Origin of the sequence: Hyphomicrobium sp. NDB2Meth4 (assembly GCF_900117445.1) — a bacterium.
Taxonomy (GTDB): Bacteria; Pseudomonadota; Alphaproteobacteria; order Rhizobiales; family Hyphomicrobiaceae; genus Hyphomicrobium_A.
This window is the reverse complement of the sequence record NZ_FPEJ01000009.1, coordinates 232,795-254,753: the sequence shown is the minus strand read 5'-3', so window position 1 is coordinate 254,753 and position 21,959 is coordinate 232,795. Positions and strand designations below refer to the sequence as shown.

The window sequence follows — 21,959 nt, the reverse complement described above, 5'->3', positions numbered from 1 at the left end:
CGTGAAACACGTTCTTAGCGATATCGAGGCCGACCGTGACTGGCTGCACCATCTGACTTCCTCCATCTCTAGCCCGATAACCATACTGGTCGCTCGGGCCGGCTGATGGATGCCGTCCACAGCATCAATTGCGGAAGTCTGCGCGCGACCATGTCTGCTCTAACGATATGGGACGGCTCAGTCAGCTTTCGGAGCTGAACCGGCCATCGCGTGCCTTCCGTGATGTCCGCCCCACAAGCTCAATTGCATATGTCCCCGCGGTCAACCTCTGTCAGGGTATGGCGCATTCGGCTACCCTCAACTCTTCTCGCGAAAGGGTCTCCAACAATGGCTGATGCAGATCGCCTCGGAAAAATCGCAACGATCGGCCAAGACCTCATCACGACGCAGTTGACGATGGCAATGCAGACGCCGTCGCAAGCCCTCGAAGGAACCTGGGTACTCGGGTACTGCTTCGGGATCTTCGATGCGCTAGCTCAGCAAGCTGACCTTGATGATGGTGCGGAAGTCTTCAGTCTCGTCACTCTCGGCTTCCTCGGTCTCTTTGCGGACCCTGCCGATCCTGAGGCGGCGGCTTTCATTCGCCGCTCCTTGGACCGTCAGGACAATCCGCGCTTTCAAGAAGGTGCTGCCGCCGGAGGCACCGACGTTTTCGTTTGGGTTGCTGACCGCACCAAAGCACCCAACGCGTTGTTCGAGCATCTCGGCCGATGACCACAAGATGAGCGTCCAGTCGTACTCCTGCGCACTTCGTCAGCTTGTCCCTCGCCGTGGCGTCGATATTCGCCTAGTCCCAGTAACGGAAGTCTCCTCCCAGCGATCGGCAAGCGCGTTCGGCCGCAGAGCACGTCCGCTGTCAGTGTGAAGGCGGTCGAGCCTGTCGACGGCTGCAGGGTGCTCGCTCCGAGTGGCGTCTCGCCCCTAAGGGTGGCCTTCGAGCAGTACGGTCCGGGCGCCGACAATGTTCGCCAGACGAATCTCCGACCGCCTTCGCGCACCGACTTTCTGGGTCGGCTCCTCTTGCCCTCAGGAGCGGTACTTGAAACGCGCTTTGCGCTCCCCATCTACCATCCAGATGGATGGCATGAGGATGGTGGAAATGCCTAAAGATAATGTGCAAGAGCTTCGTCCGCGCGGCCCCGAGTCCGAGAAGATCACCATCAATCTTGGGTTCGTGGATCTCGGGCAGATTGATCTGCTGGTCAGCGAGGGTTTTTACTCGAACCGGACAGACTTCATCCGTACCGCCATTCGCAATCAGCTCGATCGACACGCCGACGTCGTCAAAAAATCGGTGACACGCCAGACCCTCGACCTTGGACTGCGGCACCTCACGCGGGAGCAGCTCGAACAAGCCCGGGCAGCAGGCGAGCAGCTGCATGTGCGCGTCCTTGGCCTGCTGACGATCGCGCCGGACGTAACCCCAAGGCTCGCCCGCGCAACGATTGCGTCCCTCAACGTCCTTGGTGCCTTGCATGCGAGTGCAGAGGTCAAGGCCGCTCTAGCGGATCGCATGCAGCAGTAAGATTGCTCCACCTTCGCGCTGATCACAGCAAATTCGGAGAAGGCCATACATGAAACCACTCAACCAAGCGCAGATGCTCGAGGCGATGCGCCTGACCCAATCGGGCCGGCTGACGGACGCCGTCTCGATTTTGCAGCGCGCTCTCGGAGCCAACATTCGTCGTGTAGCAACGCCAGCGGGTTCCGCCAGCCGGGCGCTCAGTCCGCCGATCATCGAAGGCGAGATCGTCGCGGAGACCGTTTCGCCGTCATCGGCCGCAGTAGAGCCTTCGGCAATTGCGGCTTTGCAGTCGCGCGCTTGGAAGTTGCCTGGATCTCCATCCGCGCGAGTGCCACAGCACGCCGACATCGCGCCAACCGCCGGCCGCTACATCAGCGGCTCGTTCTCGAACGGCTCGGGCAGCCGCTCTTACAAGCTCTACATCCCGAGTGGCAAAAACAACGGGCCGAGCCCGCTGATTGTCATGCTGCACGGCTGCACGCAATCGGCTGATGACTTTGCGGCGGGTACGCGCATGAACTTCGCAGCAGAAGCGCGCGGGTGCTTCGTCGTCTACCCGGAGCAGCCGCAGGCGGCCAACGCTTCGAAGTGTTGGAACTGGTTCCGGTCAAGCGACCAAGCGCGCGACAAGGGTGAGCCGGCTCTTATCGCTGGCATTACACGACAGGTCATGGGGGAAAACAACATCGATCCAGGCCGCGTTTATGTAGCGGGTTTGTCCGCCGGCGGCGCTGCGGCAGCGATTATGGGCGAAGCCTATCCGGATCTCTATGCTGCCGTCGGCGTGCACTCGGGCATTGCCTGCGGTGCGGCGCGTGACCTCGCGTCGGCGTTCGCGGCAATGCGCGGCCAGTCTGATATAAGCAGTATGGATCGGCAGCGCGCTGGCGACCGTCTGATGCCGACCATCGTCTTTCACGGCGATCTGGACCGCACCGTGCACCCTTCGAATGGTGCAAAGGTCATCGCGCGGGCCGCGGAGGGCAATCCTCTCTCGGACATGACCATCCGAAAACAAACGTCCTCCGGGCACAACTACTCGCATTCTGTACGGCGCGACGCGCAGGGGCGCGCTATGCTGGAACTGTGGGAGCTCCACAGAGCGGCGCACGCGTGGTCGGGTGGCAGCCCAGCGGGTTCGTATACGAATCCCAACGGACCCGACGCCACGGAAGAGATGATCCGCTTTTTCCTCGAACATCAGCGCGCACGCTGAAGGTAATGATCGGTTCGTCCCAGAAGCGGAAATCGGCTTGCTTCGGTCGGGGCTACGAACACTTCCCTCGATCACGTCCGCTTTTGAAGTGGGAGCGATCAAAATCTCAGACAGCGTGACCGGCGGTCATTGACCCAAATCGGACACGCATAGATGGCGATGCCGTGTGCGCGGAGGGTCATAAATCACACTACGGAAATATCTTTACCAGCAACGGCCCTTTACTTGGCAACCGCCAAGCACTCGACTACCGTTGGAGCAGGTTTCTTCTTACGGGGGTGCCATGCAGGTTTTCAAGTTAGCATTCGTGGCCGCGGTTATGGTGTGCACACTTTCGGCGATGGCTCAGGCCGCCGATTGTACCAGGGTCGCAGCCAGTGGCGATAACGTCACCCACGATTTGGCGGTGCTGTTCTCCACAAACGCCCTCAAGAATACGATCGCCGGGCGGGGGCTTGTAGGGAAAGGCCCAGTGAAAACCACCTGCAAATCAGGCTCGGCGATGATTGAGTGTTACTCCTCGCAGATGGCTTGCAAGGGCGGAACACCCGCGACCTGCCTGGGCCCCTGGCTATGCTTCTGAACCCGGCAACAGACGTGTCCTTGTTTTGAATCTGTTCTTGCGGCTCGAACCCCGCAGTTATGCCGGGCACTATCTGAAAAGATGCATCGGGCGCTTCTCGCCGTAACGTCGCCTGCCCGACGAAAGCTAACGGATCGCCTCACCTGCAGGGACGCGGTAGCCAGGCGACGACAGGTTCTCGGCACATTCTTCGATTAGTTGTTGCCCGCTGGTGGCGAACACCGCACGCGAGAAACAGCCGCAGTTCATCGATTGGGCTCAAGGGGCTTATTCTGCCAGTCCGGCTTTTCGCAAGCCGTCGGCAAATACCGCAAGGTGCTCGGGCCGGCTGATGGGAAGCCAATCCTGCAGCTCCGAGATTCGCAGCGAAGAATCGAGCCGCTTTACCTCTTCCATCGCGCGTTTTGCGTCCTCCTGCCGGCCGCTGAGTGCTCGTGTTGAAGCAATCAGAGCCACCACCATGAGGAAGCTCGGCAGGTTGCTGTATGAGCGTTCGGCCCACGCCGACGCCGTCTCGATCCGGCCAGCAAACAGATGCGCCATCGCGATGCCGGCCTGCATGCGGTAGAGCTCGGGATCGACGGGGCTCAACCGCATGGCGCGCTCGAAATGCTCGATGGCGCTCTCGCATTCACCGTGCCACGTTTTGAGGAAGCCGCCCAGGAACCAAGCCGAAGCGAGATTGGGATTGAGGAATATCGCCCGGTCAAGCAGCGCGATGCCGGTGTCGAGATCCCCGGTGAAGTGGGCAAGTGCGTGCCCGCCGCGCGTCAAGGCAACGGCATCGTCGCGACCGAGTTCGACGGCGCGCTGTGCCATACGCAGGCCTTCAGCAGCTTCCTTGTCGGCGTCGAGCGTCCATCCGTTGACCTTGCGCCAGAGGTAGCACCACGCGGCCATGGCGTGGGCCGAAGCCGACTGCACGTCGATCTCGATCGTACGCTTGAAGAGAGTTATCGCTTCGCCGATGGCCTCCCGATCGCCCCGGTGCAGATGCGCAAGGCCTCGCAAATAGCAATCATAGGCCGTCGAGCACCGCGTCGGGTTGCGCTTTGCTCGCTCGATCTCGGCGAGCTCCACCTGTGGCGCGATGGCGCCGACGACACTCGCGGCGATCTCGTCCTGCAGCGCAAAGATATCCTCAAGGTGGCCTTCGAACCGCTCGGCCCACAGATGAGCGCCGCTCGAAGCTTCGATGAGCTGGCCGGTGATACGGACAAGATCGCCCGCTTTGCGCAAGCTGCCTTCCAGCACGTAGCGGACGCCAAGCTCGCGGCCGACTTGCTCTAGATCAACATTACGATCCCGGTAGGTGAAGCTCGAGTTGCGCGCGATTACGAACAGCCAGCGCACGCGCGACAGCGCCGTGATGATTTCCTCCACCACGCCGTCAGCGAAATACGCCTGCCCCGGATCGCCGCTCAAATTCTGAAACGGCATAACCGCGATGGACGGTTTATCTGCGTCGAGCGCGGCCGCGGACGCTTCGGCCGGCGACGCCTCGGATAATGAAGCCTCGCGAACCTCACTGACCTCGCCGACGAAGCGGAAGCCTTTGCACGGGACGGTGCGCAGCAGGATCTGGTCTTCTCCGCTGTCGCGTGCAAGCCCGTTCCCGCGCCCACCCTCCGACCTCGCCAATCTCGAGTTCGCCTTCTCCCTCCCCATCCGCTTCCAAATCAAGAAGTAAAAAGTCAGTTAGATGTTCCGCCGTCTTGAACAGTGCGCTCGCGGATCGTCGCTAGTGTAGGCGGAGCGGACAGAGACAAATGCCCAGTTTGATCGGGATTCCGACTTCGAGCCCGACTTCCGCTTTCTCGGCGAAGCCGCCAAGTGGGGTGCTCATCGCGACGATCGCTCTGCCGAGTTTCCGGAAGTCGGGCAGGCGCTCCGAGCGGACGATCGAGCCGGTCCAGCGGTCGGCTCTACCTTCATGAGTGGTCGTAAAGTGATCGGCGGACACGGACCAGAACCGGACATCGCGCGCCACGTGCTGACACGGGCGGTTTCGAGCCAGACGCTCGCTAATGTCCTGGGCAAAGGCTATGATGACTACAGCTCTTCGGCAGCGGTCGGGGCGCGAGCGAGTTCACCTCGGATCAAGCTTCCCGCGTACGTGCAGTTATGCTGCCTGCACTCGGCGCTTGCAGAGCTCTAGGCTTCCCGCCGCATGGGTCGCCGCAGGGGTGATCTTTTGGATCGGCAGAACAGGATGGCTAGATGAAACTCCGTGTCGGCTACGAGCTGCGATACGCATTCCCTCAACCGACACCCGCCATATTAATGCTCAACATTCACTACACGCGCGTTGCCGGGCTCGAGGCACCTGACCATATTGTGGTCAGCCCCGCGGTGCCTATCTCCGGCTATCGCGACGGGTTCGGCAACTGGTGCTGCAGGATCGTGGCGCCGAAGGGCAAGGTGGTCATCTCGACCAGCGCCGTGATCACGGACACGGGGACGCCCGATGCGGTCGTCCCCGACGCTGCGCAAATTCCCGTCGAGGACCTTCCTGAAGAGGCGCTGGTCTTTCTCCTTGCCAGTCGGTTCTGCGATAGCGACCAGCTCCTAGATCTTGCCTGGAAGCTGTTTGGCCATGCCAAGCCCGGCTGGGGCCGCGTACAGGCGATATGCGATTTCGTCCATCGCCACATCGAGTTTGGCTACGCACATGCGCGTGTTACGCGGACGGCTTCCGAAGCTTACGCTGAAAAGCGTGGCGTTTGCCGCGACTACGCACACCTTGCTGTCGCCTTCTGCCGCGCCTTGAATATCCCGGCGCGTTATTGCACCGGATACCTCGGCGACGTTGGTACGCCGCCGCCGTACCCGCCCGGCGATTTCGCTGCCTGGTTCGAGGCCTACATCGGCGGCCATTGGTATACGTTCGATCCGCGCAACAACGTGCCGCGCATCGGCCGCGTCTTGATTGCGCGCGGCCGCGACGCCGCGGACGTCGCCATGACGACGACGTTCGGTCCAAATGAGCTCGAAGGCTTCAAGGTGTGGACGGACGAGACAACTGAAACGGCAGTCCCGGTGAACTGACCCCGGGCGTGTGGTGGGTCTCGTCAGCGCCCGCTCGACGTTGCCGCTCGCGCACGCCGTACATACGTGGCCAGGTGCTCAGCATCCAGGTCGCCGCGCGCGACGGCGGCGCGTACGGCGCATTTCGGCTCCGCCTCGTGCCGGCAGTTGCTGAACTTGCATCCCACCGCCAAAGCTTCGATGTCGGCGAAAGTGCTATCGGCGACGCCATCCGTGCTCCAAACCTCCACCCCGCGCATACCCGGCGTGTCGATGATGCAGCCGCCTCGGACACGAAGAAAGAGCTGGCGATGCGTCGTCGTATGCCGGCCGCGGCTGTCGTGAGCACGAACCTCCTGTGTCGCCTGAGCAGCGCGCCCTAGCAGCTCATTCGTCAGCGTCGATTTGCCGACGCCCGATGAGCCAATGAGCGCTATGGTCCGGTTGCCGTCGAAATGCCGCTCGATGCCGGAGATGCGGTGAGCGCGCGCGCTGATGGCATGAAGAGGAACACCCGGCGCTACCGTCGCGATCTGCTCCATCATCCCGGCGGCATCGTCGGTGAGATCCGCCTTGTTGAGGACGATGACCGGAGCGGCAGCGCTGTCGGCGACGAGCGCAAGCAGGCGCTCGATGCGCGGCAAGTTAAAGTCGCCATCCGGTGCGGTCACAATGAAGACCGTGTCGACATTGGCCGCCAGAAGCTGCGGTCGATTTTCGCCCGAGGCTTTGCGGATTAAGGCACTTGTGCGCGGCAGCACTTCCTCAATGGCGGCCGGGCCGTCCGCAACTCCGCGGCGCAGCGCCACGAAATCTCCGACGCCCGGCAGATCCGAGCGCTGCACGGCTGCATTTCTCAGGCGCCCCGGTATCTCGGCTGAAAGTTCGCCCGCGTCGGTTGCAACACCGAAATGGCTGCGGTGCTCGCTCACGACCCGGCCCGGGATCAGGTTCTCTTCCGCGCGCGCGGCAAAATCTGATTGCCGCTGTCGATTCCAGCCCAAGGTTTCAAGCGTCATGCGTTTTTCCTGGGGACACTGAGAAGCAATTTTCTGGGCGAAAGCACCATTAGCACTCCGGAATAAAGAGTGCTAAGATATATGTCCGTGCCGACTAGGGCTGTTTCTAAACGCCCCGAATTGCGCACCTCATCCCAAAAAATCAGAGATTTGAGGATTTCAATGAAATTCCGGCCCTTGCACGACCGCGTCGTCGTTAAGCGACTGGAGGAGGACGGCAAGAGCGCGGGCGGCATCATCATTCCCGATACCGCAAAGGAAAAGCCGATGCGCGGCGAGGTCGTGGCCGTTGGCCCAGGTGTTCGCGACGAGAGCGGCAGGCTCAACGCGCCTGACGTCAAAGCCGGCGACACGGTGCTGTTCGGGAAGTGGACGGGCACCGAGGTCAAGATCGATGGTGACGATCTCCTTATCATGAAAGAGAGCGACATCCTCGGCGTCATAGAAGGCACCGCCAAGATCAAGGCCGCCGCCTAGCACGCATAGCGCCAATCACCCTTTCCTTTCAGGAGTGCTCAACATGAGCTCTAAAGACGTCAAATTCGGCCAAGACGCGCGCGATCGCATGCTGCGCGGCGTCGATATTCTCGCCAACGCCGTCAAAGTCACGCTCGGGCCCAAGGGGCGCAACGTCGTGATCGAGAAGTCGTATGGCGCGCCGCGCATCACCAAAGACGGCGTGACGGTCGCCAAGGAAATCGAGCTCGAAGACAAGTTCGAGAACATGGGCGCCCAAATGTTGAAGGAGGTCGCCTCGAAGACCTCCGATATCGCTGGGGACGGCACGACGACGGCAACCGTGCTCGCCCAGGCGATCATTCGGGAAGGCGCTAAATCGGTTGCTGCCGGCGCCAATCCGATGGATCTCCGCCGCGGCATAGATCAGGCGGTTGCCGCCGTCGTCGAGGAACTGAAGGCCAAGGCCAAGAAGGTGACCTCCAACGCGGAAATCGCTCAGGTCGGCACTATCTCATCGAACGGCGATGCCGAGATCGGTGCCAAGCTCGCCGAGGCCATGAAGCGCGTCGGCAACGAGGGCGTCATAACAATCGAGGAGTCCAAGAGCCTCGAGACCGAGTTGGAAGTCGTCGAAGGTATGCAGTTCGACCGTGGCTACCTGTCGCCGTACTTCGTCACCAACGCTGATAAGATGATGGTCGAGCTCGACGACCCTTACGTTCTCATCCACGAGAAGAAGCTTGGCGGCCTGCAGACTCTGCTGCCGCTGCTCGAAGCCGTCGTACAATCCGGGAAGCCGTTGGTCATCATCGCCGAAGACGTCGAAGGCGAAGCCTTGGCGACGCTGGTCGTCAACAAGCTGCGCGGCGGCCTCAAGGTCGCTGCGGTCAAGGCGCCGGGCTTCGGCGATCGCCGCAAGGCCATGCTGGAAGATATTGCGGTCCTCACCGGCGGCCAGACGGTCTCGGAAGACCTTGGCATCAAGCTCGAGAACGTCACCCTCGACATGCTCGGTCGCGCCAAGAAAGTGACGATCGACAAGGAGAGCACGACCATCGTCGACGGCGCTGGAAAGAAGACCGATATCGAGGCGCGCATCAAGCAGATCAAGGCGCAGATCGAGGAGACGACCTCGGACTACGACAAGGAGAAGCTGCAGGAACGGCTCGCCAAGCTGGCCGGCGGCGTCGCCGTCATCAAGGTCGGAGGTGCTACCGAGGTCGAGGTGAAGGAGCGGAAAGACCGCGTCGACGATGCACTCCACGCCACGCGCGCAGCGGTGGAAGAAGGCATCGTGCCAGGCGGCGGCGTAGCGCTGCTCAGAGCAATCAAAGCGCTCGAATCCCTCAAGACCACGAACGAGGATCAGAAGACGGGCATCGCCATCGTCCGCAAGGCACTGCAAGCGCCGTCGCGACAGATTTTCACCAACGCCGGTGAAGATGGTTCCGTCATTGTCGGCAAGATCCTCGACAACGGCAACTACGCATTCGGCTACAATGCGCAGTCAGGCGACTATGGCGATCTTGTCGCCCAGGGCGTGCTCGACCCCGCCAAGGTCGTGCGCTGCGCATTGCAGGATGCGGCCTCCGTCGCCGGCCTGCTGATCACGACCGAGGCGATGATCGGCGACATTCCCGCCAAGAACGCAGGCCATACGCACCCGCCGATGGGTGGTGGCGGGATGGGATTCTAAGGCCGGCGGAGGACCAGGAGCCTGGTCCTCCGCGCCCGCTTGGTCGACTAACAGCAATTGGAGTAGCGAATGCTGAATTTTCCAAACGAAAGTCGCAGCTACGATGCCACGCGGCACTGCATTCGCTTTTGGGGCAGCGACGGTGCGATGGAGGTCTCTTTTTTCCTGGAGGAGGACGCTCTGACAAAAATCGCAGTCGGAACTCCCTCAGGCGAGTCATCTCTGCTGGCCAGCTTCGACCAGAATCGCGATCGCATTCTGCGGGCCGCCCGCAAGGTATACGGCCGCCGACACAAAGGTTCTTACGAGCTGATCGCGGACGACTTCTGAGCCTTCAAAGCGCCAGCTGCGCGTGTTGTCGGCGTTATGACACCCCAAACTTCCCGTTCCGAGAAGATGATCGGCTCGTCGCTGCTTCCTGAAAGGACATGCCAATGTGGACGATCCCACCCGTGGCTGCTTCGCTTGCTCTATTCGCCATACCCATTGTCGAAGTTGAACCCACCGATCTTGAAGCCGCATTGGCGCGCGATGTGGAGGCGATTAATGTCCAACTCTAGAATAGCGAAGGCCAAGTTCAGGGTTGGCCAGATGGTCGATTTTGTGCCCTCACAGCGCGGCGTTTCGGCCTCGGCCCGCTCCTACAAGATTATGATGCTGCTTCCGAGCGAGGGCGGCGAGCGCCTCTATCGCATCAAGACAATTGCGGAAGTGTTCGAGCGCATCGCTCGAGAGAGCGAGCTGCTAGTTACGTCCTCGCCGGTGTGAGCGTCGCCAGCCGGTTGCACTAGAACTTGAGTCCTCAGGAGCCATATTCAACGTGCGCTAAGCGGAACTCCATGCGCACCTGAAGGCGAATAACCGAGCAGCAACCGTCGTAAAGCGCTCAGAGCGTTGTTGCACCGGTGCTTCGCCAATCGGCGTCCACCTCGGCGCTGACCTCACTGGCAAAGGCGTCTTGACTGGTGATCTGCCAAGCCGTCCGATCCCATGATGGGAATGCCAATTTCCCGCGCAGGACATACGAGACGCTGCCGCGGTCCAGGCCGACGACTTGCCGCACATCGTTGGTGGGGGTCGCAAAGCACTTGCCAATTGCGATCGAGCCGTAACTTACCGGCATTTTGTGGTCCTCCACGTCATTGCGATCTTCTATGCAGAGCAACATCCGTGCAAAGTGGAGCCGCGGCCGTCTTGCCCTCAACGGCGACGATCGACCACCTCAAGAACTGGGCGTTGCAACTAAGTCCAGTGGCGCGGCAAAGCGCAAAACAGCGGGAAGCAATGCGACGTTCGAACGTTGCTAATGCCCCGAGCTGTCGATCAATCATCACAAGCGCGCAAGACGCGATGATCGACTGGAGAGACTAAAGCCGCTGAGCTGGAGGGGACTGGGTGCTGCGCAGATTAAAGACTAACACACCAGCGGCGGCGGACCTAATCCCTCACGTCAGATGATGCGGTACTGGATAGGGCGCCGCCGGGCAGGACTAAAGGCGCGACGGACATGGAAGTCACAATACGAGTGACCGGCGAGCTTCGGCTTGCCGCAGTAGTGGAAGTCGGGTAGCTGCGGATCGCCGGTCGGCCAACGGCAGTGATTGGGCAAGAGCGTTGCCATCGTCTTTCGCTCCTTGAGCGGGATAACGATGTCGTCAAGCACTGTCGGTCTCGGGGGGCTTTTCAATGTTTCCATGGCATAGCCTAGCACATATCTCGCCATCTGCCGGATTAATGAGGACCCGGCGCCCTTCGGCCTATCGCATGTTGCCCGCATAGAAGGCACTCAGGAATTTCGACCAATCCTCGCTCTTAACGCGAAGGACGTTGGTCAACGTTTGCTGCATCGTCTGACCATGTCCCTTCACCACGATCTTGCCGTCCCTAGCGTCAACCGTGATCACATAGTCCCGGATCACACCCGCTCCGTCGCTCAGTGTTAGATTGCCTGTCAGCAGCTTTCCGGAGCGTAGCTCCGGGCTAGGCTGGTACCGAAACTCCTCGGTGCGGCCACCCTTCTTGATCGCCCTGTTGGCACTTTTTATCTCTTCTTGAAGCGCCTCCAGAGCAGCGGCGACCGCTTCCTTTACCTTGGCCTCGAGTTCGAGAGCTTGCCTTTCCGCTTCGGCATCAGCCGTCGCCTTCGAGGCATCCGCCACGTTTCGCGCGGCTATGATCTTTTCGATCTCGTGCGGCGTATCACTGTCGGCCACTGTGCGTTCCTCGTTCATGCTCTTTGAGGGTGTCATCTGGCCAACAGGCCAAGGGACGCCTTAGTCATGCGGATGATTATGCGCGCAAGGTGCACCGCCTGGGGTTGAGACAGCAGTTACGCACGTTGCTGATTGCTGCCGCGAAGGCCAGGTCGGCTAGTTAGGCGGATATGCGCGGGAATTCCGCTCGGCAAGTTCCGTACGTGCCAAATCCGAGATAAACGCGTCGACCTCGCCCGGGTACCAACTATCAACGTGGGACAGCACAACGGTGTCGGTGATCGAGGGGCCGCCGCTTCTCATGTTGTGGTCGACCTCCGGCTTTGTGATCGCTACGGCCTTATGAAAGCGCATTGAGACTCATACCACGCCGGGCCGCCATTGTATGGTCCGCAAACGTGCCATCGCCGAGAGCGTTCTCGAATCTCAGGCAGGCGCATCCGCGTCGAGAGCGGTGAAACCGCTACGATCCCCGCCGTCAACGCCGGCCGCGATTAAACAAGCTGAAACCACGATTTTAATCCGCAATGCAGACTGCGTTGCACGCTAATCCACGTTGGTGCGCATACGGAATATGTCGAGTTACCTTAACTCAGTAGGCAACGCGCCGATCCCGCACGACGCATAACCTTCATAAGAATTCGAGCCGACTTTCACGTTGGACAGACCGCAACCGCCAACCGGTGATCAAAGGGTTCTTGATAGGATGATTGTCCTCGTGGCGTTCGGAACCCGGCCGGAGATCATAAAGCTTGGTCCTGTCTGCAGCGCGCTTCAGCGTGATGGGGCTGAAGTCGACGTCTTCTGGTCAGGCCAGCACATCGAACTCGCGGAAGGGCTGATAGATTTCTTTGGCATCAACGTCACGCACGAAGGCGGGCAGATAGTCGATGAAACGGGCCTCGCCGGAAAATTTGGCACGATGTGCAAACAGATCGAACATCTGCTACGCGCGAAGCACTACGATTGGATTGTCGTTCAGGGAGATACTGCGACAGCGGCGGCGGCCGCGACCGCAGCGTTCTTGAACCGAGTCCCGATAGCTCACGTCGAAGCGGGGCTTCGCACCGGAGATCTCCAGTCGCCATGGCCGGAGGAGTTTTACCGGCGCCTGATTAGCCAAGCCGCGACGTTGCATTTTCCTCCGACGCGGCTGAGCCGGGACAATCTTCTGCGGGAAGGAATTTCCGCCAGCAACATGCTCATGGTCGGCAATACCGTGATCGACGCCCTCATTTATGCTCGTGCCCAAATGAGCGCAGGGTATGTCCCGATAGATCCCGAGATCGCCGCGCTTCCTGCCGACAAGAAGATCGTCCTCGCTACGCTTCATCGACGCGAGAACATTGGCAAGCCTTTGCGCGACATCCTCAAAGCGCTGCGCACGCTTTCTAAGGACGGCGACAAGGTCATCGTGCTTCCCATGCACCTCAACCCGGAGGTTCGAGGCGAAGTGCAGCGCTACCTCGAAGATGCGCCGAACGTCCGCCTGCTCGACCATTTGCAGTACGCAGACTTCATCTATCTGCTCGGCAAAGCGTGGACTGTTGTGACTGACTCCGGTGGCGTACAGGAAGAGGCGCCAACCTTTGGCTTGCAGCTTCTGATAGCGCGCAAAAGCACCGAGCGGCCAGAGGTCATCGATTCAGGCTTCGGCACGCTGGTGGGGTCGGACTACCGCGCAATCGTCGATGGCGTCCGGCGCTTGACGGCGGGCGACCGCCCGCAACTTCTGACAACGCCCAACCCTTTCGGGGCTGGTGACGCCGCCGAGCGGATCGCTGCCCGTCTCACCCGCGAAAGCGCGACCGCCCGCCCGATTCTCGCCGCCTAACGAGGATCGAAAATCGCAATGACAACCCTCAATGCACTGCAAGCGAGCCAGGTAAAGTGGAAGAGGCTGCGCAGCTTGTTCTACACCTTCACGTTCGTTGCTGTGATGGGAGGGTTCGGCGCGTATCTTATGGTAGGCGGCGGAGTGCTCCTCGACGCTGACGGGTTCGTAACACGCTGCAAGGTCGCCGTGGCATCGCCATGGCCTGATGCGCGCGTGCGCCAAATCGTAGTAAGCCCCGGTGATTGGGTCGATGCTGGCCAAACGATTGCGGTCGTCGAGTCAGCGGCGATGTCTCGCACGCTGGCTGATTTGGCCGTAGAGACGGCGCGCGTGACCAGCCGCATCGCGCAGCTCGAAGGGCGCAGAACAGTCGTCAAAGCGCTACTGCCGCTGGGACATGCCAATGCCGATCAGACAAGCAGCTTTCTCGGCATCCTGAAAAGCGCCCAGACGCGCGGCTTGGTCGTGAATAGATCGATGCAGCAAATGACCGACGCGAAGTTGCAGGCGATGGATCGGCTGTTGTCGCTGCAGGCAGAGGAAGTAGCGCTGGAAACTGAGATCAGCAGCAATAAGGGCGCGCTTCAGCAGGTGTCCGACGCCTATGAGGACGTACGGCAAACGTACGGAAAGGGTAACCTGACCGCGCCGGCGAGCGGCTATGTCGGCAGCAGAGTTGCGATGGTCGGGGAGGTTCTCGATGCTGGGCGGTCAGACGTGGCCAACATCTACACCGGACCGAGCTATGTAGTGGCCTACATTCCCGAAAACTATCTGTTCGATATCGAAGCCGGACAGAAAGTCTCTGTCAAAGGTCGCGGAAAGGTCATCCCCGGATACATCGAGAAAGTCCTTCCGGTTACCGACGCGCTCCCGCCCGAGTTTCAGTTGCCGAACAGGGTTCGAGGACGCGGCCAACTCGTGCGCGTTGGCATCTCCGGCGGCGAGAACTTTGCAGTCGATGAAAAGATTCAAATCACCAGCTGTCTGTTGAACGGCTGCCGGATAGGGGTACGTGAAATGATCCAGGCTGCCGCGCCAGGCCTCGGCGGGTTCCAGAGTGCCGGCGAGGAGCCCGGCAGCAGGTCGACGAGAGGTGTCTTGCAAGACGCGAAGACTCCCCCTGTCGCTAAGGACATCTCATCGGCTTGCGCGTTTCAGGATCTGGACAAGGCGAATTCCCCCGCCACTTCTGAAAGGTCCAGTTCGCCGGCAGCGACAGTCGTACGGTAAGGACGCGAGGAATCGCAGACAAACCGCGGAAATGCCGGCTCGATAGAGCTGCGGTTGTTGCATCGTGCCGTGCGAGGGAAACGGAACTTACAAATCATTCAAGCCTATGTACGACGTCATACGCACTACGGCCTGTCTCGAAGCCAGTGAAGCCTTACACTCACGGTTTCGAAGGACAACCAAAACCGATGACAGAACACGCACGGCCGCACGACGCAGAAGGACTCGCTGCACTCGGCATCTGCGAGTCGCTGCTGCTTGCGCTCCTTGAGCGCAACATTATCAGCCAGGAAGACGTCGACGGACTTCTCGAAGACGTTGCAACGACGCACAACGGGGCGATCGCAGCTTCGTCTGAACCCGAAAGACATCGCGCAGTCGTCTCTATCGTTGAGAGCATCATCATCAGCGTCCGGGGCTAGAGTTTCTTGTCGCGGACCGCACGCGCAACGGGGCCGGCGTTGCCAGGACCTAAAAGGCGGTCAAACTCCCTCTTGCTGATATTGTAGCACTCGCATGAGAGCGCCTCGAGGCCTCCGCGATCCAGGATCGTAACGTGCCCGCGCGTGTATCGGATGAGCCCTGCCCTCTGTAAAGCGCCCGCGGCGATCGACACTCCGGGGCGGCTCCTTATACCCAGCATCATGGCGAGAAATTCCTGCGTCAGGAGGAACTCGTCCGAGTCCATGCGATCGCGCGTCATGAGGAGCCAGCGGCAGCATCGCTGCTCCAGCGCATGATGATGAGCGCAAGCAGCGGACTGCGCGACCTGATTGAAGAAGGCGTGAGCGTAGTGAAGCAATAGTCGCCGCAGCGACGGGCTCTTTTCCATGACGTCCCAAAAGTCACCGGACTGCATCCTCACGCCCGATCCGGGAACCTGTACGTAGACCGTTGTCGGCGCCCGCTTATCTCCGAGTACAATCGGCAGCCCGACTATGCCTTCATTGCCGATCGTGCCGACCTCGGAGGCGGCGCCATCCTTCATGGTGTTGACGAGAGAGCCTACACCGGTCTCGAAAAAGTAGACGTAAGGGATATTCCGGTTCGCTTGGTATAGCGGACGTCTATAGGTAAGATCGACGGCCTCGAGATATGGCGAGAGTAGCGCATAGTCTTCCTCGGAAAGTGACTGCAGCAAGCGATTGCCGGGTCGCTGCGGAACCTCCTGATGTGCCATTTGACCGTATGACCTTCCTGTGAGGTTCACGAGCTGTCGGGCACGGCCTGGTTCTCATCGGCACGCTCGTCGTCAGAGTCGCCGTTCGCATCGGCGGACGGGGTATCATTTGAATCCGTATTCACGGCCTCCGTGCCCCGCGTGCCGAGATCCTGCTCGGGATCCAGCTGCGGGGTTTCGTCATCGAGCTTTGGCTTCTGCATCGCTAGCTCCATCATGGCCTGTTGAGACACGGTACGGCTTCAGTTCGTAAGGGGAGTACATGGCTGCTTGGCAGATGCCAGAAGCAACATACGTATCTGCCGCCGGAGAGAGGGACCATCCAACTGGGTCGTCGAGTAGCCCTCGTCGCGAAGATGGCGTTCCAACAGAGCAAGATCGGCGAACTTCCCGGAACGCGCGAGCTCAAACGCCATCTCCAGGCAAGTTTTGTCTTGTCTCATGCGAAGGCCTCCATGCCCTAAGAACATCGCCCGCGGTTGCGCTCAGATGCTCTCGCAACACCGCCTTGCCGCGCGCGCGTGTTTGCCGCTGATACCTCGGCGTCAAGCTCAAGTCGCCGTTGGCCGAGCCGCCTCAATTCAGCGGCTGTTGAAACGGAACATGCCTCTAACTGCGACCTCATAGCGGCGCTCAGTCGCCCATTCGCGAGCGCGCTGTGCATCTGCTCGATGGCCTGTTCAACGATACGAAATTCATCGCCGACGCGACGCTGCTCAACGAGCAGCGGTCCAACTTCCATTTCGATTCCTTCCTGACGCCGAAATCATGCAGCAACTGTTTGTGCTGACGGCGGCGCATTTCAACGCTGTCGCGAACGGCCGCTGATCAACGTGTCGCGAACGACACTCCACAGTGGCAAGCTCGTTTGCGGGACACCGTAGACTAATAGCATTGATCTAAGTCGCGACCTAACGGTCTCACGATGCTTCTGCGCGCAATTCAAGCCGCCGGCGCTTGTGGTTCACCCGGCGAATGCCCATCTAATTGATACAATCGACCGATCTCAGTCACTGCCGTTTTGTATGATCCGCACCGACAACAATGTTCGGATGCGGTGAAGCCGCTTGAGCAAACCAATCTGCCCAAGCGATGCGCCAAAGCGTGTCTCCAACGAGTTCGTTCGGTGATTGGCATCCCCAAACTACTGGAGCTCACATGATAAAAAAAATAACGACGTTGGCGCTGGTCGCCGCTTTGGCTTCGACCAGCCTCATCACAACGGCCGATGCCGGTCCCGCCCGGGGACGCCACTTTGACAATCACAACAAACACTATTCCCACAATCGCGGTCACCGCGGCCGCGGACACTATCGCAACGGCAAGTGGATCGCCCTCGGCGTTCTCGGAGCAGCCGCTGCGGCTGCAATTGCCAATTCCGACGATGATGGTTGCTACTCGCGCCGCGGGCGCCGCTACTGCGATTAGCCGCAACTGACGCTATCGCTTTCGACACAAGGAAGGGGTTCGCACAACGAATCCCTTCCTGGTCATTGCTTGTGCGCTCACGTCTGACAACTCTACTGATGCATGTTAGTGCACGAGCTTTGCGATCGCTTCTAGGGTGTTCTGCATCGCCTTTTCTGAAACGGTCATATTAACGTCATTCAGAAGACCGTATCGCTTGCGATGCGGGCGCTCCACGAGACGCGTGTGGTGCCGCTTCGTTGCCAGCGATTATGCGCTGAATGATAGCGACAACGGCATTGTGCCGTTCGGGTGTCGCAGAAACGCCCGCCGCCTCTATGTGCGTGGTGACAACATCGCCGAGCAAATCTCTGACATCCTTGTCATTGAGGATCTCTGCGTCGCTCAAGGCCAGGAGCAGGGATTCGCAGATGCCGAGGGCCGCCAGACCGTCGACTTCGATCGGGGATAAGTTGCGGTTTCGGTCTTTCATTTGCGAGCCATTCTATTTGCTCGGCCATGACCCGGCGCTGATCCAGATTGGCTGTGTTGATTTTTCTATGGTAATCATCAACCGGCGGTCGACTTTTTTATTCAGTCGGGCCGGTGCCGCCTGTGAGATCGAATTATGATCAATGCGCGGCTTGACAGCGTGCTGGCGAGGAAGCTGAACACGTTCATGGCGTTGTCGCCGGACGAGGCCGAATGCCTTGGGGCGCTTCAATCGCCCACCACCAATGTGAAGCGCGGCAAGCAGCTCGTTCACGAGGGACAGACGGGGCAGAAGGTCTATGTTCTGCAGTCGGGCTGGGCGTGCAGTTACAAGGACCTCCCAACGGGCAGCCGGCAGATCATCTCATTTCCAATAGCGGGCGATTGCGTCGGGCTTCGTAGCGCTCTTCTGCGCACAGCTGACCATCATTCGAAGCGCTCACGGACGCTGTCGTCAGCGTGGTCGAGGGCGCGCACATGCTGCAAACCTTCAGAGACTTTCCGCGTCTTGGCGCGGCAATTTTGTGGGCCACCTCACGTGATGAGGCGATGGTCGTCGAGCATCTCGTCAGCGTCGGACGGCGCAGCGCGATAGAGCGCACAGCACATTTCTTCATGGAGCTGGCGGAGCGCCTGAACCTTATTGGCGTATCCTCGAAGACCGAATTCCAATGCCCGCTGAATCAGTACGTGTTGGCTGACGCGCTCGGCCTCAGTGCCATCCACGTCAACCGCGTACTTCGACAGCTGCGCGAGCTTGAACTCCTAACAGTGCAAAGAGGATGGGTCACCATCCTCAACCTGCATGGACTGAAGGAGCTTGCTGGTTTTCGTGGCGGCTATCTCGATTAGCCAACTGCTCGCGCGGATCATGACGCGCTGCCGATTTTAGTCCGATGGCTAACACACGCTAGTGAACCCTCGATGACTTCGCGCTAATCGAAAGGGCTGGTCGATCATCCTTCGATCGCCAGCCGGCGAACTCCCAGTCCCCCCCTCCGAGGGCAGGCCATTCCTCGACCGGCTCTCGGAGACGTCGCCGCTGCACACGATCAATGATGCGCCTTTGCGCAAATCATGATGGAGCTTGCGAGTGACTTGCAGCAGCTTGATGACGCGACCGCTCTATCTTCAGGTGCGCGACGCTTTGATAGAGCGCATCGCGGCGGGCGCTTGGAAGCCGGGCGCGTCGATCCCCAACGAACTCGACCTGTCTCGGGAGTACGGAGTCAGCGCTGGCACGATGCGCAAAGCGCTCGAGATCATGGAGAGTGAGCACGTCGTCGTACGTAAGCAGGGGCGCGGCACGTATGTCATCGATCAAGCCACCGACGAGCTACGCGGGCGATACACGGCTGTTCGACATGCCAATGGTGCACGCGTCGCAGGGCATGTCGAAATAGTCGACGTTATGGAAGGTGCCGCTCACGAACAGGAATGCGAGCGGTTGCGCCTTGAGTTAAGCGATACTGTATACAGGATCCGTTCTGTTGCGCGGGTTGCGGGCAGCCCTTATATGGTCGAACAGATTTCTATGCCCGCTCGGTTGTTTCCCGACCTGTTGAAGACCAACGGCTTTCCCCGCGATATTTCTGCTATCGCCCAAGCCCACGGAAAATTGCTTGGCAAGCCGGAGGAGCGCATATCGGTTGGCCAGGCATCGCCAGAAGTGGCGGAATTGCTTCTTGTCGCTCCCATGGCTCCCCTCATCGTCCTCGATCGGGTGTCGATCTCTCTCGATGGGAATTTCGTCGAATGGCGCGTCGCACAGTGCCATCTCACCGCAAACTGTTATCTGGCGTAGAGACCCGATCTGTACCGGCCGCACGCCTAGTCGTTGAGCCGGAATCGGCGCCGCCGACAAGGCGGACGCCGAAGCAGCTCAGGAGCAGGCAGTCTCAGTTGGTCGCGACGGTGCCTTTGACGTCAATGCCCACCATCACCGTCTTCCCGTCCTTCTTGGCAGATCCGCGCCACGCGCCGCTCTCGTCCTTCGTCAACTCGGAAATATTGGTGTAGCCAAGGTGCGAAAGATGACTGCGGGCTTGCTCCTCAGTGAATAGGTTGCCGCGAGCTGCATGCGTCGCGTCGGTCCCTGCAGCACTATGTCCGGGAGTCCGGTCAGATGTGCCATCCTTCGTCTGGCTCGCGTCGGTACCAGCGGCACCGCTGCGGCCGGAACCCTCGCTGCGGTCGGGCGACGGATTCCCCGGCGTACGATCCGACGTCTTGTCCATTTTTGTGGTCTGCTCGCCAGTGGGCGTTTCAGCCGACACGGGCTGGATGCCAACCGCACCGAAGCTCAACATCGCGGCAGCCACAATTGCTGGTTTAAACATTATTTGGCTCTCCTTTTTGGAATCCGAGATCGGATTCCCATCGACTGGCAAACGACAGCGCTGTGCTTTGGTTCAGCCACGTTATCGTGAAGCTGGTCTAGGGAGACGGGCCGCCCGCCTGCGGCATCTCACACACCACGCGCGGAGCGAGCACCGCTACCCAAAACTGCGGGCGACATGCAGGGCGATAATGAGAGCGATACGTGCTAGGAATACACGACGGATATTCGGCTAACACGTCTACTCGACCGTATGCGTTGCATCAGAGGGACGCCGAAGATGCCAAACAAGTCAGAGCGGCAAACGAAGGCCGAAGCGGACGTCGAGAGCTTCAAGAACGACCGCGGCCCCTTCGTGGTTGCTGCTGAGACAACGCGCATGGCGATGGTGTTCACCGACGCTAAGCAGCCCGACAATCCAATTATCTTCGCCAATGACAGTTTTCTGACGTTGACCGGTTATGCGCGAGACGAAGTGCTCGGTCAAAGCTTCGACTTCATCTTGGCGCATGCAGCTGATGCCGAAGCACGGGCGCGAATTGAATCTCAATTTTTGGGAGGGTCAGGCGCTGGCTCGCAAGTTCGCTTTCGTCGCAAAGACGGCAGTGAGTTTTGGGCCGCCCTCTTTATCAGTCCGGTCCGGTTAGAGGACGGGGATATCGTTCAATACTTTGCTTCGTTCATCGATCTCACTGCCATCAAGGATGAGCAGACACATTCGAAGATGCTCATCGACGAGTTGAACCATCGCGTGAAGAACACGCTATCGACCGTGCAGTCGATTGTGTGGCAGGCATTGCGCACGCCGAACGATCCACTCGTTATCCGAGAAGCGATCGAGTCCCGGCTATTGGCGCTCTCGCGCTCGCACGATCTGCTGACGAGGGAGAATTGGCAGAGCGCGGGGTTGGTCGATCTGCTTCATGATGCCTTGGAGCCGTTCGGGGTGGACGGTAGGGCCGAGCGCATCGTGATCAACGGCGAGAACATCCGCTTTCCACCCAAGGCGGCCCTGGCGCTTGCAATTTCGTTCAACGAGCTGGCCACCAATGCGGTGAAGTACGGGGCGCTGTCGAACGCTACGGGATCGGTTCTTGTCGAGTGGAAGCTCGAAACGGACGCCCAGGGCAGCCGGCTCAATCTACATTGGACGGAAAAAGGTGGGCCGCACGTAACGCAACCCCCACGCAAGGGTTTCGGCTCGCGCGTGATCGAGCACGGACTGGACGCGCTAGGAGCCACGGCGCAGCTCGATTACCAGCCTGCCGGATTGTCGTGCACGATGAGCATTCCAATTCCATTAGTGGTGACGCCATGAGTAGCCTCCTATCCGGACGTCGCATTCTCGTTGTCGAGGATGAGATGCTTATCAGTCTAATGATTGAGGACATGCTCGCAGATCTCGGCTGCGAGGCCGTGACCCTTGCCACCACCGCTGACGGCGCCGTCGATCTGGTGGATGGGCAAACATTCGACGCCGCGCTGCTGGATATGAACTTGAATGGGGCCAGCAGCCGGATGGTGGCTCAAGCTCTCCAAGCTCATGGCGTGCCTTTTGCCATCTCCACGGGCAACAGCGCCGACGACATGTGGGATGACTTCCGCGACCGCGCCGTCCTCCGCAAGCCATTTCAATACGGCGAATTGGAGCGGATACTTGCTCGCCTGCTCCCACATGCGGAACCTAGACCCCATTGAATTCAGCCGGCGGAACTCAATCGCGCTTGCGTCGAG

26 protein-coding genes are annotated in these 21,959 nt (G+C 60.0%); 18 read left to right on the top strand and 8 right to left on the bottom strand.

Annotated elements, in window-relative coordinates:
• Positions 1-327: 327 nt before the first annotated feature.
• From NDB2M4_RS14640 to NDB2M4_RS14630, 3 genes are all read left to right on the top strand, one after another.
• On the top strand, positions 328-714 hold the full coding sequence (locus NDB2M4_RS14640; protein ID WP_072376335.1) for a hypothetical protein: 387 nt from the start codon (positions 328-330) through the stop codon (positions 712-714).
• A gap of 370 nt (positions 715-1,084) precedes the next feature.
• A complete protein-coding gene (locus NDB2M4_RS14635) occupies positions 1,085-1,525 on the top strand; it encodes a CopG family transcriptional regulator (RefSeq protein WP_139247310.1) in 441 nt (146 codons plus the stop codon).
• A 49-nt stretch (positions 1,526-1,574) separates the two neighbouring features.
• Positions 1,575-2,741, top strand: a complete 1,167-nt coding sequence (locus NDB2M4_RS14630; protein WP_072376333.1) for an extracellular catalytic domain type 1 short-chain-length polyhydroxyalkanoate depolymerase — start codon at positions 1,575-1,577, stop codon at positions 2,739-2,741.
• Between the two features lie 850 nt (positions 2,742-3,591).
• Here NDB2M4_RS14630 and NDB2M4_RS14620 read toward each other — a convergent pair.
• The gene (locus NDB2M4_RS14620) at positions 3,592-4,965 is read right to left on the bottom strand and encodes a CadC-family transcriptional regulator (protein WP_072376329.1); all 1,374 of its coding nucleotides are present in this window, start codon (positions 4,963-4,965) and stop codon (positions 3,592-3,594) included.
• A gap of 579 nt (positions 4,966-5,544) precedes the next feature.
• Between NDB2M4_RS14620 and NDB2M4_RS14610 the strand changes: the two genes are divergently transcribed.
• The gene (locus tag NDB2M4_RS14610; protein ID WP_072376325.1) at positions 5,545-6,372 is read left to right on the top strand and encodes a transglutaminase-like domain-containing protein; all 828 of its coding nucleotides are present in this window, start codon (positions 5,545-5,547) and stop codon (positions 6,370-6,372) included.
• A 23-nt stretch (positions 6,373-6,395) separates the two neighbouring features.
• On the opposite strand, the gene rsgA is transcribed toward NDB2M4_RS14610, so the two are convergent.
• The gene (gene rsgA / locus NDB2M4_RS14605; protein ID WP_072376323.1) at positions 6,396-7,370 is read right to left on the bottom strand and encodes a ribosome small subunit-dependent GTPase A; all 975 of its coding nucleotides are present in this window, start codon (positions 7,368-7,370) and stop codon (positions 6,396-6,398) included.
• 162 nt (positions 7,371-7,532) lie between these two features.
• Here rsgA and NDB2M4_RS14600 point away from each other — a divergent pair, with 162 nt between their 5' ends.
• From NDB2M4_RS14600 to NDB2M4_RS20055, 4 genes are all read left to right on the top strand, one after another.
• Positions 7,533-7,847, top strand: a complete 315-nt coding sequence (locus NDB2M4_RS14600) for a co-chaperone GroES (RefSeq protein WP_072376321.1) — start codon at positions 7,533-7,535, stop codon at positions 7,845-7,847.
• 43 nt (positions 7,848-7,890) lie between these two features.
• Positions 7,891-9,525, top strand: coding sequence for a chaperonin GroEL (gene groL / locus NDB2M4_RS14595; RefSeq protein ID WP_072376319.1), 1,635 nt, complete (start codon positions 7,891-7,893; stop codon positions 9,523-9,525).
• Between the two features lie 69 nt (positions 9,526-9,594).
• Positions 9,595-9,855, top strand: coding sequence for a DUF1488 family protein (locus tag NDB2M4_RS14590; RefSeq protein WP_072376317.1), 261 nt, complete (start codon positions 9,595-9,597; stop codon positions 9,853-9,855).
• 216 nt (positions 9,856-10,071) lie between these two features.
• Positions 10,072-10,293 carry a hypothetical protein gene (locus tag NDB2M4_RS20055; RefSeq protein WP_072376315.1) on the top strand — a complete coding sequence of 74 codons (222 nt, stop codon included), beginning with the start codon at positions 10,072-10,074 and terminating at the stop codon, positions 10,291-10,293.
• Positions 10,294-10,411: 118 nt separating this feature from the next.
• Here NDB2M4_RS20055 and NDB2M4_RS14580 read toward each other — a convergent pair whose 3' ends face one another.
• From NDB2M4_RS14580 to NDB2M4_RS14570, 3 genes are all read right to left on the bottom strand, one after another.
• Positions 10,412-10,663, bottom strand: coding sequence for a hypothetical protein (locus NDB2M4_RS14580; protein ID WP_139247300.1), 252 nt, complete (start codon positions 10,661-10,663; stop codon positions 10,412-10,414).
• Between the two features lie 312 nt (positions 10,664-10,975).
• Positions 10,976-11,248: a GcrA family cell cycle regulator gene (locus NDB2M4_RS14575; protein WP_280173540.1), complete on the bottom strand. Its 273-nt coding sequence runs from the start codon at positions 11,246-11,248 to the stop codon at positions 10,976-10,978.
• A gap of 34 nt (positions 11,249-11,282) precedes the next feature.
• Positions 11,283-11,738, bottom strand: coding sequence for a hypothetical protein (locus tag NDB2M4_RS14570; protein ID WP_139247299.1), 456 nt, complete (start codon positions 11,736-11,738; stop codon positions 11,283-11,285).
• Between the two features lie 718 nt (positions 11,739-12,456).
• Here NDB2M4_RS14570 and wecB point away from each other — a divergent pair.
• The 3 genes from wecB to NDB2M4_RS14550 all read left to right on the top strand — a co-directional run bounded on the left by wecB (position 12,457) and on the right by NDB2M4_RS14550 (position 15,230).
• Positions 12,457-13,572 carry a non-hydrolyzing UDP-N-acetylglucosamine 2-epimerase gene (gene wecB, locus NDB2M4_RS14560; RefSeq protein ID WP_244536189.1) on the top strand — a complete coding sequence of 372 codons (1,116 nt, stop codon included), beginning with the start codon at positions 12,457-12,459 and terminating at the stop codon, positions 13,570-13,572.
• Between the two features lie 18 nt (positions 13,573-13,590).
• Positions 13,591-14,808, top strand: a complete 1,218-nt coding sequence (locus NDB2M4_RS14555) for an HlyD family secretion protein (RefSeq protein WP_072376303.1) — start codon at positions 13,591-13,593, stop codon at positions 14,806-14,808.
• 188 nt (positions 14,809-14,996) lie between these two features.
• Positions 14,997-15,230, top strand: a complete 234-nt coding sequence (locus NDB2M4_RS14550; protein WP_072376301.1) for a hypothetical protein — start codon at positions 14,997-14,999, stop codon at positions 15,228-15,230.
• On the opposite strand, the gene NDB2M4_RS14545 is transcribed toward NDB2M4_RS14550, so the two are convergent.
• Positions 15,227-15,988 carry a Crp/Fnr family transcriptional regulator gene (locus tag NDB2M4_RS14545; protein ID WP_072376299.1) on the bottom strand — a complete coding sequence of 254 codons (762 nt, stop codon included), beginning with the start codon at positions 15,986-15,988 and terminating at the stop codon, positions 15,227-15,229. The two genes, NDB2M4_RS14550 and NDB2M4_RS14545, sit on opposite strands and share 4 nt — an antisense overlap.
• 26 nt (positions 15,989-16,014) lie before the next feature.
• Positions 16,015-16,191, bottom strand: coding sequence for a hypothetical protein (locus NDB2M4_RS20280; RefSeq protein ID WP_171988109.1), 177 nt, complete (start codon positions 16,189-16,191; stop codon positions 16,015-16,017).
• 455 nt (positions 16,192-16,646) lie between these two features.
• On the opposite strand from NDB2M4_RS20280, the gene NDB2M4_RS20615 reads away from it, so the two are divergent.
• From NDB2M4_RS20615 to NDB2M4_RS14515, 5 genes are all read left to right on the top strand, one after another.
• Positions 16,647-16,778 (top strand): hypothetical protein, encoded by a 132-nt coding sequence (locus NDB2M4_RS20615; RefSeq protein WP_280173539.1) that lies wholly within the window; start codon positions 16,647-16,649, stop codon positions 16,776-16,778.
• 368 nt (positions 16,779-17,146) lie between these two features.
• Complete coding sequence (locus NDB2M4_RS14530; RefSeq protein ID WP_072376293.1) at positions 17,147-17,416, top strand: hypothetical protein; 270 nt, start codon at positions 17,147-17,149, stop codon at positions 17,414-17,416.
• A 223-nt stretch (positions 17,417-17,639) separates the two neighbouring features.
• Positions 17,640-17,867: a hypothetical protein gene (locus tag NDB2M4_RS20275; protein ID WP_072376291.1), complete on the top strand. Its 228-nt coding sequence runs from the start codon at positions 17,640-17,642 to the stop codon at positions 17,865-17,867.
• Positions 17,868-18,364: 497 nt separating this feature from the next.
• Entirely contained in the window at positions 18,365-18,739 is a 375-nt protein-coding gene (locus tag NDB2M4_RS20380; protein ID WP_244536188.1) for a Crp/Fnr family transcriptional regulator, read from the top strand.
• Between the two features lie 259 nt (positions 18,740-18,998).
• Positions 18,999-19,691, top strand: coding sequence for a GntR family transcriptional regulator (locus NDB2M4_RS14515; RefSeq protein WP_072376289.1), 693 nt, complete (start codon positions 18,999-19,001; stop codon positions 19,689-19,691).
• Positions 19,692-19,785: 94 nt separating this feature from the next.
• Here NDB2M4_RS14515 and NDB2M4_RS14510 read toward each other — a convergent pair whose 3' ends face one another.
• The gene (locus NDB2M4_RS14510; protein ID WP_139247298.1) at positions 19,786-20,226 is read right to left on the bottom strand and encodes a hypothetical protein; all 441 of its coding nucleotides are present in this window, start codon (positions 20,224-20,226) and stop codon (positions 19,786-19,788) included.
• Between the two features lie 252 nt (positions 20,227-20,478).
• On the opposite strand from NDB2M4_RS14510, the gene NDB2M4_RS14505 reads away from it, so the two are divergent.
• On the top strand, positions 20,479-21,543 hold the full coding sequence (locus tag NDB2M4_RS14505) for an HWE histidine kinase domain-containing protein (RefSeq protein ID WP_171988108.1): 1,065 nt from the start codon (positions 20,479-20,481) through the stop codon (positions 21,541-21,543).
• Positions 21,540-21,923, top strand: coding sequence for a response regulator (locus tag NDB2M4_RS14500; protein WP_072376283.1), 384 nt, complete (start codon positions 21,540-21,542; stop codon positions 21,921-21,923). Before NDB2M4_RS14505 ends, NDB2M4_RS14500 begins: the two co-directional genes overlap by 4 nt.
• Positions 21,924-21,959: the final 36 nt, after the last annotated feature.